General features: G+C 55.3%; 15 protein-coding genes. 10 read left to right on the top strand and 5 right to left on the bottom strand.

What is annotated here, in order from left to right; all coding sequences use genetic code 11:
- Positions 1-146: 146 nt before the first annotated feature.
- Positions 147-434 carry a hypothetical protein gene (locus tag IMCC3135_RS34120; RefSeq protein ID WP_157736040.1) on the bottom strand — a complete coding sequence of 96 codons (288 nt, stop codon included), beginning with the start codon at positions 432-434 and terminating at the stop codon, positions 147-149.
- A gap of 24 nt (positions 435-458) precedes the next feature.
- Here IMCC3135_RS34120 and IMCC3135_RS34115 point away from each other — a divergent pair, with 24 nt between their 5' ends.
- The gene (locus IMCC3135_RS34115) at positions 459-932 is read left to right on the top strand and encodes a hypothetical protein (protein ID WP_157736039.1); all 474 of its coding nucleotides are present in this window, start codon (positions 459-461) and stop codon (positions 930-932) included.
- On the opposite strand, the gene IMCC3135_RS16310 is transcribed toward IMCC3135_RS34115, so the two are convergent.
- A complete protein-coding gene (locus IMCC3135_RS16310; RefSeq protein WP_205738082.1) occupies positions 889-1,938 on the bottom strand; it encodes a LacI family DNA-binding transcriptional regulator in 1,050 nt (349 codons plus the stop codon). The two genes, IMCC3135_RS34115 and IMCC3135_RS16310, sit on opposite strands and share 44 nt — an antisense overlap.
- Positions 1,939-2,032: 94 nt before the next feature.
- Here IMCC3135_RS16310 and iolG point away from each other — a divergent pair, with 94 nt between their 5' ends.
- From iolG to iolB, 4 genes are all read left to right on the top strand, one after another.
- Complete coding sequence (iolG, locus tag IMCC3135_RS16305) at positions 2,033-3,043, top strand: inositol 2-dehydrogenase (RefSeq protein ID WP_205738081.1); 1,011 nt, start codon at positions 2,033-2,035, stop codon at positions 3,041-3,043.
- Positions 3,044-3,167: 124 nt separating this feature from the next.
- The gene (locus IMCC3135_RS16300) at positions 3,168-5,060 is read left to right on the top strand and encodes a bifunctional 5-dehydro-2-deoxygluconokinase/5-dehydro-2-deoxyphosphogluconate aldolase (RefSeq protein WP_088918587.1); all 1,893 of its coding nucleotides are present in this window, start codon (positions 3,168-3,170) and stop codon (positions 5,058-5,060) included.
- The gene (gene iolE, locus IMCC3135_RS16295) at positions 5,057-5,986 is read left to right on the top strand and encodes a myo-inosose-2 dehydratase (RefSeq protein ID WP_088918586.1); all 930 of its coding nucleotides are present in this window, start codon (positions 5,057-5,059) and stop codon (positions 5,984-5,986) included. The genes IMCC3135_RS16300 and iolE overlap by 4 nt, the downstream gene beginning before the upstream one ends.
- Positions 5,986-6,792 carry a 5-deoxy-glucuronate isomerase gene (iolB, locus tag IMCC3135_RS16290; RefSeq protein ID WP_088918585.1) on the top strand — a complete coding sequence of 269 codons (807 nt, stop codon included), beginning with the start codon at positions 5,986-5,988 and terminating at the stop codon, positions 6,790-6,792. Before iolE ends, iolB begins: the two co-directional genes overlap by 1 nt.
- Positions 6,793-6,903: 111 nt before the next feature.
- On the opposite strand, the gene IMCC3135_RS16285 is transcribed toward iolB, so the two are convergent.
- Positions 6,904-7,488 carry a tetratricopeptide repeat protein gene (locus IMCC3135_RS16285; protein ID WP_088918584.1) on the bottom strand — a complete coding sequence of 195 codons (585 nt, stop codon included), beginning with the start codon at positions 7,486-7,488 and terminating at the stop codon, positions 6,904-6,906.
- A 226-nt stretch (positions 7,489-7,714) separates the two neighbouring features.
- On the opposite strand from IMCC3135_RS16285, the gene IMCC3135_RS16280 reads away from it, so the two are divergent.
- The gene (locus IMCC3135_RS16280) at positions 7,715-7,987 is read left to right on the top strand and encodes a hypothetical protein (RefSeq protein WP_088918583.1); all 273 of its coding nucleotides are present in this window, start codon (positions 7,715-7,717) and stop codon (positions 7,985-7,987) included.
- Between the two features lie 172 nt (positions 7,988-8,159).
- Here IMCC3135_RS16280 and IMCC3135_RS16275 read toward each other — a convergent pair whose 3' ends face one another.
- Positions 8,160-9,503, bottom strand: coding sequence for an MFS transporter (locus IMCC3135_RS16275; protein ID WP_472343590.1), 1,344 nt, complete (start codon positions 9,501-9,503; stop codon positions 8,160-8,162).
- Positions 9,487-9,753 carry a metal-sensing transcriptional repressor gene (locus IMCC3135_RS16270; protein ID WP_088918582.1) on the bottom strand — a complete coding sequence of 89 codons (267 nt, stop codon included), beginning with the start codon at positions 9,751-9,753 and terminating at the stop codon, positions 9,487-9,489. The genes IMCC3135_RS16275 and IMCC3135_RS16270 overlap by 17 nt, the downstream gene beginning before the upstream one ends.
- Before the next feature lie 255 nt (positions 9,754-10,008).
- On the opposite strand from IMCC3135_RS16270, the gene IMCC3135_RS16265 reads away from it, so the two are divergent.
- From IMCC3135_RS16265 to IMCC3135_RS16250, 4 genes are all read left to right on the top strand, one after another.
- The gene (locus tag IMCC3135_RS16265; RefSeq protein WP_088918581.1) at positions 10,009-10,740 is read left to right on the top strand and encodes a HupE/UreJ family protein; all 732 of its coding nucleotides are present in this window, start codon (positions 10,009-10,011) and stop codon (positions 10,738-10,740) included.
- Positions 10,741-10,758: 18 nt separating this feature from the next.
- Positions 10,759-11,385, top strand: a complete 627-nt coding sequence (locus tag IMCC3135_RS16260; protein WP_088918580.1) for a transmembrane anchor protein — start codon at positions 10,759-10,761, stop codon at positions 11,383-11,385.
- Positions 11,386-11,759: 374 nt separating this feature from the next.
- Positions 11,760-12,185, top strand: coding sequence for a hypothetical protein (locus IMCC3135_RS16255; protein WP_157736038.1), 426 nt, complete (start codon positions 11,760-11,762; stop codon positions 12,183-12,185).
- Between the two features lie 184 nt (positions 12,186-12,369).
- A complete protein-coding gene (locus tag IMCC3135_RS16250) occupies positions 12,370-13,782 on the top strand; it encodes a multicopper oxidase family protein (RefSeq protein ID WP_088918578.1) in 1,413 nt (470 codons plus the stop codon).
- Positions 13,783-13,807 lie beyond the last annotated feature (25 nt).

The raw sequence follows: 13,807 nt of genomic DNA, 5'->3' as shown, positions 1-13,807 counted from the left end.
GGTGCCGACAAGCAGATGATGCGATGCCGGCGGACTGGCGCAGGGTCGTGATCAGTTCTGGCCAGGGCAAGACTGCTTGAGTGGTTTGCGCATCCAGCGCGATCATGATATCGAGCCCTTGCCACCCTGACACGGTTCAATGCTGATCATTCGCCTTCCCCTTGTAACCCGACTGTGCGGGTTCGTGATGTACTGAGTGTGAGAGCAATGCCAGAGGCGAGGATGATGGCGATCCCCAGCATCGCCAACTTGTTGCTGGGTAAGCCCCAGAGCATGAAGGCCCAAAGGCTTGCGAAGATCAGGAACGAGTATTCGAATACGGCGACGTAAGCAGGGATGCCGATTCGGTAAGCTTTTGTAATACAGGTCACGGCTATCACGGCTCCGGCTGCCTGAAAAGCGGTTAACCAGAGAAATCGTACGGAAGGCTTCACCCAAGTCTCTACAGAATCGACGTCGTGTTCCGTTTCTTTGAATCTCTGGTCGATCCGATGCAGGCCCGCGAGGCATCGCGCCCGCCTGAGGCAACGCTGGCGTTCTTCCGTTTCTTTCTGCACCCCGTACGCCATGTTCTGCTGGCCACACTTGTAATTTCCGGTGTGGCGGCTCTCAGCGAGCTGTATGTGTATATCTATCTGGGCCGTATTCTCGACTGGATGGGGAGCACAGAGCCCTCGGCCTTTCTCGAAACACATTCCACGGCATTGCTGTGGATGGCATTCGTGGGCGAATGTGGTGTGAAACTATCAGGTGGGCAACGACAACGTATTGCCATTGCCGGGTATTGCTACCGGCGGCTTCCTCGGCGATCAGTAGAGAGCAGGCACAGGCGCCTTGCCCTGATACGCAATATCGGCAGAGAATGCAGGCAACTGGCGAAAAAGCTTGTCAGGCGCTTTCGCGAACCACCAACCGCCCGACAAAATGGCTGAGCGAATCCGCGTCATACTCCCCCTTCAACACGCCAACCAGACCTTCTGCCATCGCGGTAATTGGCTGGCGATAGGTGGTCAAGCGGTAGTTCGGATTTGCAGCCACAGGTGTGTCGTCAAAGCCGGTTACAGCGATATCATCGGGCACGTGCAATCCGAACTCGTAGCGTATGGCATCAACGGCCCCCATGGCCAGAGCATCATTTTCGCAAACAAGAATATCCGGCCACTCAGAGCGGTTCAGGCCAGACAGATACCGGGTGACTTGCCGATAGGCAATCTGCGGGTCGTAGGTTTCGACCACCGTAAAAGCCACTTGCTCTCCCCTGGCCTCCTGCCACCGCTTCAGGAATGTTTCCTTGCGCATCACATGGGCGCTTTGCGTCTGTGGTCCGGCAACGAACACAGGGCGGCAATAACCGCGGCTGATGACATGGTCTGCAATGCTCTCCATCGCCGCCTCGTCGTCACAACACACTGAAATGGTTCCAGGATCTGCCGAGTAGCGGGCAAAGAGAATCAGCTTCTTCACCTGTCGCGCCCCACCCGCGGCGGCAAGGATGGATTCACTGAACTGACTACCTATCAACACGGCGGCATCGACACGATGCTGTCGTGCGTTCACCAGCGCAAGAGCAGCATCGTCCGCGTCCAGTGTATTGACCAACAGAGTCCCCCACCCACTGTGGCGCAGGATACGCGTGAGCCGTTCCATCATCACCAGCTTGTGCGGGTTCGAAAAATCATCGATCAGTAGCGAGACCAGATTGCTTCTGTCAGAGGCAAGACTGGCGGCAATCAAGTCTGGCGTATAGCCCAGCTGGTTTGCTGCCTCCAGAACCTTTCTGCGACTCTCTGACGAGATGGATGCATCCGTCTTGAACGCTCTGTTGACCGTCCAGCGTGAGACACCAGCCAGCTCTGCAACGTCGTTTGCGGTAATCGATTCGCGGAGTTTGTCCGGTTTCATGGGTGTTCTTGCTACGGTATCGCTGTGCATTCTCATCAATTATTACAACTTTTGCACACGCGAGCAAGATCTACTTGCACGCGAGTGCAAAGCGGGGCATTATCGCTCGCACAACTAGGGTTTCAATGAGATGAACGAGGGGAATATGTTGAGAGTAGGTCTTCTGGGTGCCGGCCGCATCGGTACCGTACATGCACAAACCATTACCGCTCACCGTGGTAGCACACTGGTTGCCGTTGCCGATGTGGCACCGGAAAGTGCCGAAAAACTGGCCGCACTGCATGGCGCGGTAGCCCGTAGCGTGGAGCAGATCATCGCTGATCCTGAGATCGATGCCGTTCTCATCGCCACCTCCACCGATACGCATTCTGAACTGATCGAAGCAGCCACCTCGGCTGGCAAGGCGGTGTTGTGCGAAAAACCGGTCGACCTGAGCCTTGAACGTGCCAGAGCCTGCCTGAAAGTATCCAGCGCCAATGGAAAGCCTGTAATGGTCGGCTTCAACCGACGCTTCGACCCCAGCTTCGCAGCTCTCAAGGCCGCCTCTGTCGCCGGTGAAATCGGCAAGAGTGAATTGCTGTCCATCACCTCATTCGACCCTTCTCCACCTCCCGTAAGCTACGTCAAGGTGTCCGGCGGATTGTTCCGGGACATGATGATCCATGACTTTGACATGGCCAATTTCATCATGGGAGATCTGCCAGAATCCATTACGGCAATCGGCTCATCCCTTGTCGACCCTGCCATCGGTGAGGCTGGCGATGTGGATACCGCCGTTGCGACTCTGCGCTATGCCGATGGTCGTATTGCCGTTATCAAGAATTCTCGACGAGCCGCCTACGGTTACGATCAGCGCCTGGAGCTTCTGGGCTCCGATGGCCATCTTCAGGTACTGAACGTGCCTGAGAACTCGCTTGTCAAATCCACGAATGCCGGTGTCAACAACGCCAAGCCTACCTACTTCTTCCTGGAGCGCTACATGCCGGCCTATGAAGCTGAATGGGCCGCTTTCGTCGACTCTGTCATCAACAACAAGGCACTTCCAATCACTCTGGAAGATGGCGTTGCAGCTCTGGCAATGGCCGAAGCTGCGACAAAATCAATGCAGACGGGTCTGCCGGTAAAACTGGCAGACGTTTGATTGTCACCCGTCCGGACTATTCAAGACCAGCCCGGGCGGGTAACGCATCAAGCTGCCTGCAGTCGATCAGCAACTTGAGCGAGTACGAATACCAACCTTACTTGAATACCAGCCGAGAACGGATGTGAAAAAACTTGATCTTATTACTATTGGGCGTTCTTCAGTAGACCTCTATGGCGCCCAGGTTGGCGGCCGTCTCGAGGACATGCGCTCGTTCGACAAGTACATCGGTGGCAGTCCCACCAATATCGCTTGTGGTACGGCGCGACTCGGACTGAAGTCAGCGGTGATCACCGGTGTCGGTGATGAGCACATGGGGCGCTTCATTCGTGAAGAGCTGGAGCGTGAAGGTGTTGACACGCGCGGTGTCAAGGTCGATTCGGAGCGTCTGACAGCCCTTGTATTGCTGGGCATACGTGACCAGGAACAATTCCCCTTGATTTTCTATCGTGAGCAATGTGCTGACATGGGTCTGACGGTCGATGACATTGATCCGGCGCTTATCCGCGAGGCTCGTGCAGTGGTGGCCACCGGCACCCACCTGAGTCACCCACAAGTGGAAGCTGCGACACTCAAGGCACTGAACATTGCCCGCCAGGAGGGAATGCAGACTGCGCTGGATATCGACTATCGCCCCAACCTGTGGGGAGTTGCCGGCCATGGTGAGGGGGAGAGTCGCTTCGTGGCCTCCGATCAGGTAACAGCCAAGCTGCAGTCGACTCTGCATCTGTTCGACTTGATAGTGGGCACCGAGGAAGAATTTCATATCGCAGGCGGCACCACAGATACGATAGCAGCGCTCAAGGCGGTGCGAGCCGTCTCGAATGCCGCTTTGATCTGCAAACGTGGAGCCGCTGGTGCTGTTGCATTTACCAGCGATATTCCTGACACGCTTGACGATGGTGAAAGTGGTCCGGGCTTTGCCATTGAAGTATTCAACGTATTGGGAGCCGGAGACGGCTTCATGTCTGGTTTGCTCAAGGGTTGGCTGGATGGCGAAGACTGGCCAACCACACTGAAGTATGCAAACGCCTGTGGTGCATTCGCTGTGAGCCGGCACGGTTGCACACCGGCCTACCCCAGCTGGCAAGAGCTGCAGTATTTCTTCGAGCGTGGCATCAAGCAACCGGATCTGCGTAATGATGTGGAGCTTGAGCAGGTCCACTGGGCCAGTAATCGCCATCTGGATTGGCCTGTGGTCAGAATTTTTGCATTCGACCATCGTATACAGCTCGAAGAGCTGGAAGGTGCCACCAACGAGAAGATTGGCCAGTTCAAATTGCTGTGCCTGGAGGCTGCCAACAGGGTCGCCGCCGGTCAGCCCGGCTATGGACTGCTGTGCGATGGTCGACTCGGCCGTGATGCACTCTATCGTGCCGTTGATACCCCTTTGTGGATCGGCCGTCCGGTTGAATGGCCCGGCTCACGTCCGCTGACACTTGAACCGAGCATCGGTCTGGATTTTGGCGGATTGTCGCAATGGCCGCGGGATCAGGTGGTGAAAGTATTGTGCTTCTGCCATCCGGATGATGACGAGGCAACCTGGGCCGATCATGAAGCGACCATCGTGCGGCTCTATCAAGCCTGTCGTCGCAATCGACTGGAGTTTCTGCTGGAAGTGATTCCCTCGAAGGTGGCAGCCGTGAACGACAGCACGACAGCCCAGGTCATCGATCGATTCTACGCCGCCGGGGTTTATCCCGACTGGTGGAAGCTGGAACCCATGATCACGCAACAAGCCTGGCAACAGACCATTGATGCGATCGAACGCCATGATCAGAATACTCGCGGCATTGTGGTACTGGGCCTGGGTGAAACCGAAGAGAAACTGGCTGAGAGCTTCAATATTGCCGCCCGCTATCCATTGGTCAAAGGATTTGCCGTAGGACGAACCATCTTTGCTGAAAGTGCCAGCCGCTGGATGCGAGGCGAACTGTCCGATGAGGATGCGATTACCACCATGACGGATAACTACCGACGACTTTGCACGCTCTGGGACAACGCACAAAAACAATGAGCATACAAATCGGTATTTCTCCTATCTCCTGGCAAAACGACGACCTGCCAGAGCTGACCGCCGCCTACACCATGGAACAGGCACTGCAGGAAGCACGCAAGATCGGCTACACCGGGGTCGAGCGCGGTCGACGCATGCCACAGGATACCGAAGGCCTGCGCACCTACCTGGCTAATAACCAGCTGGCATTGTGTGGAGGCTGGTGTTCCGGCAATCTCATGAATTCATCGGTTGCTGAAGAAAAGCAGCTGATCTCTCAGCAAGTCGAGCAGTTTGTAGCGCTAGGCTCTCCTTGCATTGTGTACGCAGAATGCTCTAACACCGTTCAGGGCAATCAGTCGGTTGCGGTCAATGATCGCCCCAAGCTGACGCGAGACGACATCACTCGGTATGCCGCCAAGCTGTCCGAACTGGCTAGCTGGACGGCAAGCCAGGGGCTGGTCTTGGCTTACCACCATCACATGGGCTCGATGATCGAGGATCAGGATGATGTGGACTGGCTGATGGAAGACAGCTCGGATGATGTCACACTGCTCTTTGATACAGGCCACCTGCATTTTGGCGGAGCTGATGTGCTCAGAACACTGGACACCTGGGGCCATCGTGTACGCCATGTGCATTTCAAGGATGTGCGTGAGGACGTCATGCAGCGGGCGCGTCGCGAAAACATGAGTTTTCTTGATGCCGTGATTGCCGGTGTATTCACCGTACCCGGAGATCCTCAGGGTTGCATCGACTTTCAGGGGGTTACCGACGCGTTGCAAAAACAGGATTATGCGGGCTGGATTGTCGTGGAAGCCGAGCAGGATCCTGCCAAGGCGCCACCGTATGAATACGCCAGCATGGGCTATGATCATATTGTCAAGATCTGCCAGCAGTCGGGGCTCATGATCAACACCAACAAGCAAGGCCTGGAGTCAATCTGATGTCAGTATTGTTGAAAAAACCCTTCGGTAATCATGGAAAAGTCCATGAGATAACAGCCAGCAGCGCCGGCTGGCGCTATGTCGGATTTTCATTGTATCGACTGAGGGCGGGTGAGACGGCCAGCGAAGCCACGGGCGACAGAGAAGTGATTCTCGTCATGGTGGAAGGCAAGGCCAAGATCAATGGCGCAGATCAGCAATGGGGCGTACTGGGGAACCGTGCAAGTGTATTTGAACGCACAGCCCCCCATTGCCTGTATCTTCCCAACGATACACAGTGGGATGCGAAAGCCGAGACCGACTGCGTCATCGCCGTGTGCTCAGCTCCCGGTAAGGGCGGCCATGAGGCACGCAGAATCGGACCTGATGGCATTACCCTGACCGAACGTGGCAAAGGCTCCAACAAGCGCTATATCAACAATATCGCCATGGAAAATGAAGATTTCTGCGATTCCCTGCTGGTCACGGAAGTCTTCACCCCCGCTGGCAATTGGTCCTCCTACCCCAGCCATCGTCATGATGAGGATGACTTTCCACGCATCACCTATCTGGAAGAAACGTACTATCATCGCCTGAATCCGGCAAACGGATTCGGCATACAACGGGTGTACACCGATGATGGGTCTCTGGATGAGACCATGGCCGTGGCCGATGGCGACGTCGTGCTGGTCCCGCGTGGGCATCACCCTTGTGGCGCGCCACACGGATTTGAGATGTACTACCTGAACGTGATGGCCGGCCCACTGCGCAAGTGGCGTTTTGTTCCGGCACCGGAAGTCGAGTGGATCCTGGAGCGTGATGCCTAGAGTCTTGATGTTGATTCAAACGAACCTCCCTTGCGCGTGGTGACGAGTGCACTTGCGCAGATGCTGATATTCTCGCCTTCGGCACCAGCTTGAATGCAATGGTGGTATATTTCAGATTTCCGTGCTTAAGGCCTTGAGAATACGTTCAGCATTCCTGCTGGCGCTGACAGAACCGGGACTGATGATCAGCACTTGTTCAAACACCTCCAGTGCCGCTTCGAGCTTGTTCTGACGCATGAATATCAGGCCAAGACCGGAAATAGCGCCAAAGTGTCTGGGTTCGCGAATCAGCGTTTCTCCTATATCGGCAACCGAGGAATTGAAATCTCCCATCAGGTAATGCAGGGTCGCCCGCCTGTTCCACCCTTCGGCAAAGTCGGGCGCACTTTCAACAAGCTGGTTGCACAACCTTAATGCCACATCCAGCTCCTCAACCGCCATGGCGCGGCTAATCCGTGACATCAGCAACTCGGATATCGGATCGGGTGCCACCAGCCAGTGGCGCCATATTTCGTTTTCGAGAGCCTGCACCTCCGGGTCATCCCTTGCATCAAGCAATTGCTCAAACAGACCCGGTAATTCCGGGGCGGTCTGATCGCCCAGCGCAACTCCACTGAAAACGCCGCCCGTAACAAGCACCAAGCCAATGGTGCACGCAACAGAACGCAATTCGGTACTTCTCAACCAACGGAGCATGATCGAATCCTCAGGGAGTCAGTGCATGTAACACTGTATACGCATGCCGAAGACCATCGGTGCATACCAGTGCCCGGTAAACTGGAAAAACAGACAGACAGATTTCTGAACGTACCTGTATTCGTCAAAGCCCCTTCGTGCTAGATTTCCATTCTGAAACCAAGATCAACGGCGATTGACAGAAACTGAATCACTCTCGAGCAGAAAGATAATAAGAGGTACACCCATGGTGTTTAACAAAATTCAACGTGACGATGCCGTTTTTATCAATGAAGGGACAGTCGGGATTGGAGCCGTCCGTGAGGTGTCCGCAGACCATATCATTGTGTATATAGAGGGATTTGGCGACCAGCGTATCACCGCCGATGAGATATCAGCTGTGCACGACGGCAAGGTTATCCTTGCGTTTGACAAACTAGCGGACACTATCAGGAATGCTGCGTTGCACGCGCACGACGCCGAAGAAAAGACAGACGGGAACTGGCCGCCGGTCGATTGAAGCACACCCGTCTGCGGCGTCATGCTGGATCGGCAGTGGGAACCAAATGCGGCGCAATGATGCCTAAGGGGCTTTTGCGTGTCTTTTGGCGGGCCTCGTAATACAAAACAGGCACCCACGCTAATACCCGGGAATGTAGACGTATCCTTAGAGGAAGGGAGTCAGTCCCCGGTTACAGATGCCTCGACCAGCGGATGTGCTCGTCGTCAATGACAAAAGGATGCGCATGTGTTCGTCCATCCTTCACATGGGGATGATCCTCCGGAAGGCTGTCATGCCGGTGTTCCACAATATCCGAATCGCTCTTTGGCCAGATGAAAAGTGCGACCACTATTCCCACTACCGAAAGCCCACCCAAAACCAACAGTGCAGGCACAAGCCCGGCTTGTGTCATTACCCAGCCTGCCAGCGGATAGGTGACCAGCCAGCAGGCATGTGACAGGGCAAACTGTGCAGCGAATAGCGCAGGTCGGTTCTGGGCATGGGCCGATCGGCGCAGCAGCCGACCTGAGGGGGTCAAAACGGCTGAGTAACCGATACCTGTCATCAACCAGGCAAGCAGCACGCCTGCCCAGCTCAGTTCCAGGATACGTATGCCGAGTGCGAAAGCGATCAAGGTGGTTGTCATGAGCATTGCACCCAACAGCATGAGCGAACGGTCAGAAAACCGATCAAGCAGTGTTGGCAAGGCAAAGGCGGCCAGCATCGAGCCGGCACCGAAGAGCCCCAGTGTGATGGCAACTTCGCTCTCCCCAAGCCCAAGATTTGCGCGTATCAGCACGACAGTATTCACAATAACCATGGCACCGGCTGCCGCGGCGGCAAGGTTCAATGCCAGGAGTCCTCTGAGGCGTGGCGTCTTTAAATAGATGCGGATTCCGCGCGTGGTTCGCTCGTAAATCCCGCGTTTTGCAGAGGGCTGCGGGCTAGGCAATACCACCGAAAGGACCAGAGCCGCAGAAGCCGCAAAGCCACCCAGAGTCCCGAAAAACAACACATTGGACGACACGACCATCAGTAGCAAAGCGGCCAGAATCGGACTGACGATGTTTTCAAGATCATAGGCCAGGCGCGAGAGCGACAAGGCTCGTGTGTAACGCTCCTCATCAGGCAAGACATCCGGAATGGTGGCCTGGAACGCCGGCGTGAAGGCTGCCGAGGCCGACTGCAGCACAAAAATCAATACATAGATCTGCCAGATCTGGGTGACAAAGGGGAGCATGAATGCAACCACCGCACGAACGATATCCAGGCAAACCAGCACTGTACGCCGTGGAAGACGATCGATAAAGGCTGCGGCAATGGGAGCTACAACAACATACGCCACCATCTTGATCGTAAAGATTGCACCCAGAACGAGTCCGGCTTGCCCACCAGCCAGATCGTACGCCAGGAGACCCAAAGCAACGGTGGCAAGCCCTGTACCCAGCAGTGCGACCACCTGAGCCAGAAACAGATGGCGGTAGGTACGATCAGCCAGAACGCCCCACAGGGATGTCTTAGAGGTAACGGGCAATCTCCCGGAACTCAGCCATATCGGCACTGTGCCCCTCAGCGTCATCATCGAGGCAATGATCGATATGATCATGAATGAGTACACGTTTTGCGTTGATCACCGCCTTTTCCACGGCATGCAACTGCTGGGCAATCTCAAGGCAAGGCTTACCCTGCTCGATCATGTCGATGACGCTGCGCAAATGCCCATTCGCACGTTTGAGACGTGAAATGACCTTCGGGTGTGTTGCATGAGTGTGCTTATCTGTCATACTCTTAGCTTATCCCCCCAGGGGGGATAAATCAAGCAACGGAATTGATGATGCAAACAGCCAGCAAACAGGGTAGCCCCCATCTTTGAATTACTCAAAATAGCTCGCTTGCATCGATCTTGCAGATGCCGGGCCACCGGTCTACTGCGCTCCGATCTTTGACGTCGAGAGCCCACCGCGGGTTTGAGGAACTGCTGCCTTTCGGGCAGCTTTTTTCGGTTTTTACCTCCTCAATTACCTACGGAATATTCGCGAATGAAATTTGTTCATCCCGGCGGGATAGTGCGTTCGATTGGAACGCCGCTGTTTCTCTCTCTTTTGATCGGTCTGGCGTTCGCCGTGAATGTCAGCCCGGTCCTGGCCCATGCAGTCACCGAAGGCGACAAGGGCTACATCATGGAGATATGGGGGGTGCACCTCATCCCCTTCTCCTACCTTGGCGCAAAACACATGATTACCGGATACGATCACATCCTGTTCCTGTTTGGTGTCGTGTTCTTCCTCTACAGACTGCAGCATGTCGCGCTCTACGTCACCCTGTTCGCAATCGGTCACTCGACGACCATGCTGGCCGGGGTGTACTTCGGCTGGAGTGTGAACGCCTACCTGATCGATGCGATCATCGGGTTATCGGTTGTCTACAAGGCGCTCGACAACCTGGGTGCCTATCAGCGCTGGTTTGGGGTTCAGCCCAACACCAAAGCGGCTACGCTGATTTTCGGCTTGTTCCACGGGCTGGGTCTGGCGACCAAGATCATTGATTATGAGATCGCTCAGGACGGACTACTTCCCAACCTGCTCGCTTTCAATGTGGGTGTTGAGATTGGCCAACTGCTGGCGCTGTCGGTGATTCTGATCGGCATGGGCTACTGGCGGCGCACGGCTGGCTTCTGGAAACACGCCTACACGGCGAATGTCGTGATGATGTCAGCAGGCTTCATTCTGGTGGGCTACCAGCTCACCGGTTACTTCTTTGTTGTTACCTGAACCCAAGAGACTTTTGCAATGTACAACACACAAAAACCTGATATAGATGATCTACCCAGCTCGGCCCGACTGCTGAAATCCACAGCGATTGCGGCCGCGGCCGCGGGGGTAATTCTCGTGACTGTCGTTCTCCCTGCGGAATACGGCATTGATCCGACAGGATCTGGTAGCGTGCTTGGTCTCACCCAGATGGGTGAGATCAAGTCACAGCTTGCCGAAGAGGCTGAGATGGACCGCAAGACGTCACAGGCAGACAAGGGGCAGTCCAGGCTTATCGAAGGCCTTCTGGGCTTGTTCGTGAGCACGGCCCATGCACAAGAGGCTGCAGACTCATGGGACGAGGAAGTGTCTTTTACGCTAGCCCCGGGTGAGAGCACTGAGTACAAGCTCGCCATGGACGAAGGTGCCCAGGTCGATTTTCTCTGGGCTGCCGAAGGCGGAGTGGTCAACTACGACCTGCATGGGGATGGCGACGGCCAGAACATCAGCTACGAAAAAGGTCGTGGGGCTCCCGGTGACCAGGGCACGTTGAAAGCGGAATTTGCGGGAAACCATGGCTGGTTCTGGCGAAACCGTGACAGCCAGGAGGTGTCAATCACACTCTCAGTGCGTGGCGACTACCAAGAACTGAAGCGAGCTGATTAGAACGGTGATACCAGCGTCCCTGCCCATGGGCGGGGACTCTACGCACCTGACTCACGGTTAATTTCACGTAAGCGATTAAAGGCGGCCGGCTTCGACGACTATATCTGAGCAAACCACTGACCCGTGCTCGGCTGGGACAGGCGTTGGCGTAGATCTCTATCGGGGGCGTTGACAGGTTCGGTGACACTATCCTTTTTGTGAATACTGCATATTCAGTCTTCGCTGACTTGATCTATTGGAAAAAAGCGTATGATCAAATAATCGGGAACTTTACCGATATTCAGCTGGTCACATAACCGACATGACTACTGACACGCCTCGTCAAAAGACTTGGTGATGCGTGGCGGCTTACTGGAAACTTACAGATTCAACGCATGACAATGAACCCTCCTCAGTCGTACCGCTCGCCGGAACCTTCGGGTATCCGGACGAATGCCGTACGCCTGTGTGTGGCATTGTTGGGCTTCTGGATCGTTGCCAGTTCTCTGTTGTTGCAATCACCGGTGAGTCCGTTCTCTTTACCAGTTGCAGACATCAGCAATGTCGATTCACCGCTCCTGGCGGTCGGTGCCGAGGTTCACGATCAGAAATCCAGTGACTGTTGTCCTGAAGTCGGTTGTAATGACTCTGAGGCGTGCTCACTGTCATGCACCTCAAGTTGTCCTGCGCCTCAGGTTGCCGTGCTTGAAAGTCTTTTTTATCGTGATCTATCGAGCGGCGCCAACATTACCTCTGATGTTGATAACAACGGCTTTGTTCCGCCCTTGGCTACCCCGCTGTTCCGCCCCCCTATCGTCTGACGTCCTTGTTGTTGCGCGGCTCGCGCATCGCATAGTCCCTCCGCTTGATTGCTGATCAGCCGGTTCCACGTCTTGTGGATCGCATGATTGACAACTGGCGCGTGGATGGTCTCCCCCGTATTTCGACCATGACCAGATCGATATGTCCTATCAACACTTCAGAGCAAAGCGCCCGCGGGCGCTCATGTCACGTCGCGAATTTCTTGTCGGATCCGGCGCAACGGCCCTATTGACGACACTGCCTGGTTTCGTGACTCAGGCAGCAGTTGCTGAACCGCAGCCGATGCGACACTTTTCTCTACGTCCCGGAAAGGCGAGCACACAGCTGGCCCCCGGAAAATACCCGATGACTCCCGTGTGGGCCTACAATCAGAGCGTGCCGGGCCCCCAGATTCGCCTCATTCAGGGTGATCGTGTGCGAATCGCCGTGGAAAATGCACTGGACGAAGAGACGACTGTGCACTGGCATGGATTGCGTGTGCCGCATGCCATGGACGGAGTACCACATCTCACACAGACTCCTATCGGATCAAACAAGCACTTCGTCTACGAGTTTGATGTGCCCGATGCCGGGACCTATTGGTATCACCCGCATCAACGCAGCGCCGAGCAGGTGGGACGCGGCCTCTATGGCCCACTGATCATTGAGGAAAGGGAGCCGATCACTGTCGATCGTGACGTCACCTGGATACTCGACGACTGGCGGCTCAAGAGCGATGCGCGTATCAGTGATGACTTTGCCAATCGACATGACATGAGTCACAACGGACGCATCGGCAATACCGTCACGATAAATGGACTGGCTCCCGGCAACTTTCGCGTCAGACAAGGCGAGCGGATCCGACTGCGCCTGATCAATGCAGCCAACGCGCGGATTTTCGCCTTGAACTTTCAAGACCATCAACCGCAGATCATTGCGCTGGATGGTCAACCTGTCACACCACATGAGCCAGCCAACCGCACTGTCGTGCTCGGCCCTGCAATGCGGGTTGATCTGGTGCTCGACCTGACGGGGGATCCCGACACCCGGTTCACCATCACTGACACTTTCTACTCAGGGCTGGAGTACGAGCTGATCGACGTGGTTTATGGACCGGAATCGCTTCGATCAAACGCACTGGATTCGCCGATTGCACTACCAGCCAATACCCTTCCAGAACCCCTCATGGCAGGCATTACGCGGCATCAGATTCGTTTTAACGGCGGAATGATGGGGCAGATGATGATGGGTGACGGCAATAACATGATGGCCATGATGCGTGAAGGAAAAATGTGGTTCATCAATGGCGTCGCGGCATCCGGCCATGTAATGGATCCTCTGCTGACACTGGAGCGTGATCAAAGCTATCTGATCGAATTGATCAACGATACCGCCTGGCATCACCCCATCCATCTGCACGGGCACTCATTCCGAGTGGTGAGCCGCAACGGCAAGCCAACGCCACATCAGGAATGGCAGGACACCGTGCTCATGGCTCCCGAGGAACAGGTTGAAATCACACTGGTGGCAGACAACCCGGGAGACTGGATGTTCCATTGCCACATTCTCGAACATCAGGCCGCCGGCATGATGGGAATCATTCGAGTCAGCACCTAATGAAATCTTTTGTCTGGCACCTCGT

The organism is Granulosicoccus antarcticus IMCC3135, from assembly GCF_002215215.1.
Classification (GTDB): Bacteria; Pseudomonadota; Gammaproteobacteria; order Granulosicoccales; family Granulosicoccaceae; genus Granulosicoccus; species Granulosicoccus antarcticus.
The sequence above is the reverse complement of the archived record's forward strand: the minus strand, read 5'-3'. Positions and strand labels throughout refer to the sequence as shown.

Bases quoted from the DNA above. Each gene is read 5' to 3' on its own strand.
- IMCC3135_RS16310 (WP_205738082.1), bottom strand. From the start codon at position 1,938: ATGAGAATGCACAGCGATACCGTAGCAAGAACACCCATGAAACCGGAC.
- iolG (WP_205738081.1), top strand. From the start codon at position 2,033: ATGAACGAGGGGAATATGTTGAGAGTAGGTCTTCTGGGTGCCGGCCGC.
- iolE (WP_088918586.1), top strand. From the start codon at position 5,057: ATGAGCATACAAATCGGTATTTCTCCTATCTCCTGGCAAAACGACGAC.
- iolB (WP_088918585.1), top strand. From the start codon at position 5,986: ATGTCAGTATTGTTGAAAAAACCCTTCGGTAATCATGGAAAAGTCCAT.
- IMCC3135_RS16285 (WP_088918584.1), bottom strand. From the start codon at position 7,488: ATGCTCCGTTGGTTGAGAAGTACCGAATTGCGTTCTGTTGCGTGCACC.
- IMCC3135_RS16280 (WP_088918583.1), top strand. From the start codon at position 7,715: ATGGTGTTTAACAAAATTCAACGTGACGATGCCGTTTTTATCAATGAA.
- IMCC3135_RS16270 (WP_088918582.1), bottom strand. From the start codon at position 9,753: ATGACAGATAAGCACACTCATGCAACACACCCGAAGGTCATTTCACGT.
- IMCC3135_RS16265 (WP_088918581.1), top strand. From the start codon at position 10,009: ATGAAATTTGTTCATCCCGGCGGGATAGTGCGTTCGATTGGAACGCCG.
- IMCC3135_RS16260 (WP_088918580.1), top strand. From the start codon at position 10,759: ATGTACAACACACAAAAACCTGATATAGATGATCTACCCAGCTCGGCC.
- IMCC3135_RS16255 (WP_157736038.1), top strand. From the start codon at position 11,760: ATGACAATGAACCCTCCTCAGTCGTACCGCTCGCCGGAACCTTCGGGT.
- IMCC3135_RS16250 (WP_088918578.1), top strand. From the start codon at position 12,370: ATGTCACGTCGCGAATTTCTTGTCGGATCCGGCGCAACGGCCCTATTG.